Source organism: Aliirhizobium sp. YIM B11859, assembly GCF_057163345.1.
The window spans coordinates 1-2,756 of the sequence record NZ_JBXHAY010000041.1; the positions used below are offsets into that span (position 1 = coordinate 1).

The following is a 2,756-nucleotide window of genomic DNA, read 5'->3' on the forward strand; positions in this document are numbered from 1 at the left end:
GCGTCGTTCGCGTACAGCGCACCTTCTAATTCCTCACGGAATTAAAGCGGAAAGGCCCGGCTATCGCCGGGCCTTTTTGCGTTTGGCGGCGAAGGAACGTGCCAGCTTTCGTAGCGATGGCTCATTTGTGCCATGCGCTGTATTCCAAGTGTTACCTTTAAACGTTTTGCGCTGTCTGGCTCCCGCCGCCATTGTCCGTTAAACCGAGCAACGCCCCGCGCAAATCGATCGCCCGTGCGGACTTGATGTGCGAGAAAATCTCCAAGAATGTCCCGGCTGCGGCCCGATGCCGTTTGGCGATGGTCCATCTACTTCAGCATACGGGAAAATCAAGGGGAGGCCGTTCAGCGCCGTAACCGCCGGATCGGAAGAGGTCTCGACATCTTATGTTTTCACGCCGTCGCGTTTGCTGATATCGGTTCTATAAAGCGGCGCCCCCCGCGCGGTCTCGTCCGCTGCACCGCGAGATCTATGGGTGCTCCATCTCATCGAATCGAATCTCAAGCCTAAGCGTTTCGCCGGTCACCAGCTGGTTGGAACTGAGAGGTCTGTCAGGAAGTCATCCTGGATCAACATAAGGTTGTCGCAGATCCGTCGAGGCTTACTACCGACCGTTTTCAGGGAGGATGGCAGGCGTCGCTTTTCCAACTACTTATGGTAGCTCCAGTACGGCGTATTATTGTCGATTTGCGACTGCGTTTAGTATCTCAAATCTCTTATCTATACATGTTTAGCGAGTGTGCGCCGCAGCTAAAAAATGGAGGCCCCTACGTTTTTTGACATCCTTTCTGACACCGTGGTTGTTCCGTCATTTTGGGTCCCAAGGAGGCAGATAGCCCGAAAAAACGCCATTTATGGATCGCGAATCGGCTCACTTTAGAAAAAAAGAACGGCTGGATAGACGTCTCCTTTGACTGCTCGGCCACGTTGAATATCTATTTTCTTAATAAAGCGTATCCGAAATCTATGCAGCCGGAGGGTGATATGGGGAGAGATTGCAACACTTTGCCTTAAAGTTGGGGTTTGCAAACTCTAGGTCGTGTTACTCGCTTGTCATATTTTGCAAACTTCCGGTAGCTTGTTCTCGAAAGCATGACTTTGCGTATGTTTTCTAAAAGTCGCGGATGCAGGGGAACTGGTTTTAAAGCCCGCATCTAAACCAACTTTGACTGGAGGTCAGAAATGAACATCAAGAGCCTTCTTCTCGGCTCCGCTGCGGCTCTCGCAGCAGTATCCGGCGCCCAGGCTGCCGACGCGATCGTCGCTGCCGAGCCTGAGCCGATGGAATACGTTCGCGTTTGCGACGCATTCGGCACAGGCTACTTCTACATCCCGGGCACCGAGACCTGCCTCAAGGTCGGCGGCCGCGTCCGTTTTGACGCAGCGTATGCCGATGCATATGCTCCGAACAGCGGCGGCACCTACACCAACACCCGCGCTGAAATCTATATCGATTCGGCAAGCGACACCGAGTGGGGCGCTCTGAAGACGAGCATCGTTGCTCGTTTCGACTGGAACCCGCGCTACGACGTTTCCACGCTCGACGGCAACAACACCCGCACCCGTCTGATCGGCGCCAACATTCAGCTCGGCGGTTTCCTCGTTGGTCTCGCTGACTCCTACTACTCTTCGTTCATCGGTTATGCCGGAGACGTCATCAACGACGACGTGATCTCCTACGGCTCGTTCGAACTGAACCAGGTTGCTTATGTCTATGACGCAGGCAACGGCTTCTCGGCATTTGCTGCTCTTGAAGACGACGGCCAGATCAAGCGCGATAACATCGATGCTTCGAGCGACTGGGTAAACGTCACGGGCGGCGTGAAGTACGACACCGGCACGTTCATGGTTGGTGTTGTCGGCGGTTACGACGAGTCGGCTGAAGAAGGCGGCATCAAGGCCAAGGTTTCCGGCAACATCGGCGCGCTCAGCCTCTTCCTGATGGGCGGCTGGAACACGGACGGCGACACGACCAACACCTATGCTCCGGGCGACAGCCTTGGCGAGAGCTGGGGTGACTGGGCTCTGTGGGCCGGCGGCGGTTACAAGTTCACTGACAAGGTTGCTGCCAACCTGCAGGTTGCTTACACCGACAACAAAACGCTTGCTGTCACCGGTAACGTTCAGTGGAAGCCGGTTACGGGTCTCCTGATCCAGCCGGAAGTCTCCTACACCAGCTGGGATCACGCGGGTGTTGACGACGACCAGTGGGCAGGCATCCTGCGCGTTCAGCGTACTTTCTAATCTCCATCAAAGAGATTCGAGCGAAAGGCCCGGCATTATGTCGGGCCTTTTTGCCTTTAGGGACAAGCGGTGGCGCCTCCGAAATGGACATTTGTCACTCTGCTGTCATTTACTGCGGAGAGTTTGCAACACTGACATTTCAAAATTGATCGAATTTGGCGCGTCGGACCCGTAGCCGCTTGCTGCTTAGATGCGCAGGCAATACTCAAGATCGCAGAGAGTCGAGCCGACCGATTTGGCTTTCGTTTTCATATGTCACCTCAAATGGTTCCGAGGTTGGCTGTCGATCTGAATGGAGATTTCAATGAACATCAAGAGCCTTCTTCTCGGCTCCGCTGCAGCACTCGCAGCAGTATCTGGCGCCCAGGCTGCCGACGCAATCGTCGCTGCTGAACCTGAGCCGATGGAATACGTGCGCGTTTGCGACGCATTCGGCACTGGCTACTTCTACATCCCGGGCACCGAAACCTGCCTGAAGGTCGGCGGTCGCGTTCGTTTCGACGCGAAGTATG

2 protein-coding genes are annotated in these 2,756 nt (G+C 55.1%); both read left to right on the forward strand.

The features are described 5' to 3' along the window. The first annotated feature begins 1,182 nt into the window (after positions 1–1,182). Positions 1,183–2,244: a porin gene (locus tag AC2GXZ_RS32510; RefSeq protein ID WP_483763374.1), complete on the forward strand. Its 1,062-nt coding sequence runs from the start codon at positions 1,183–1,185 to the stop codon at positions 2,242–2,244. A 304-nt stretch (positions 2,245–2,548) separates the two neighbouring features. Then, positions 2,549–2,756: porin (locus tag AC2GXZ_RS32515; protein WP_483763375.1), on the forward strand; the 208-nt coding region annotated here is incomplete at its 3' end.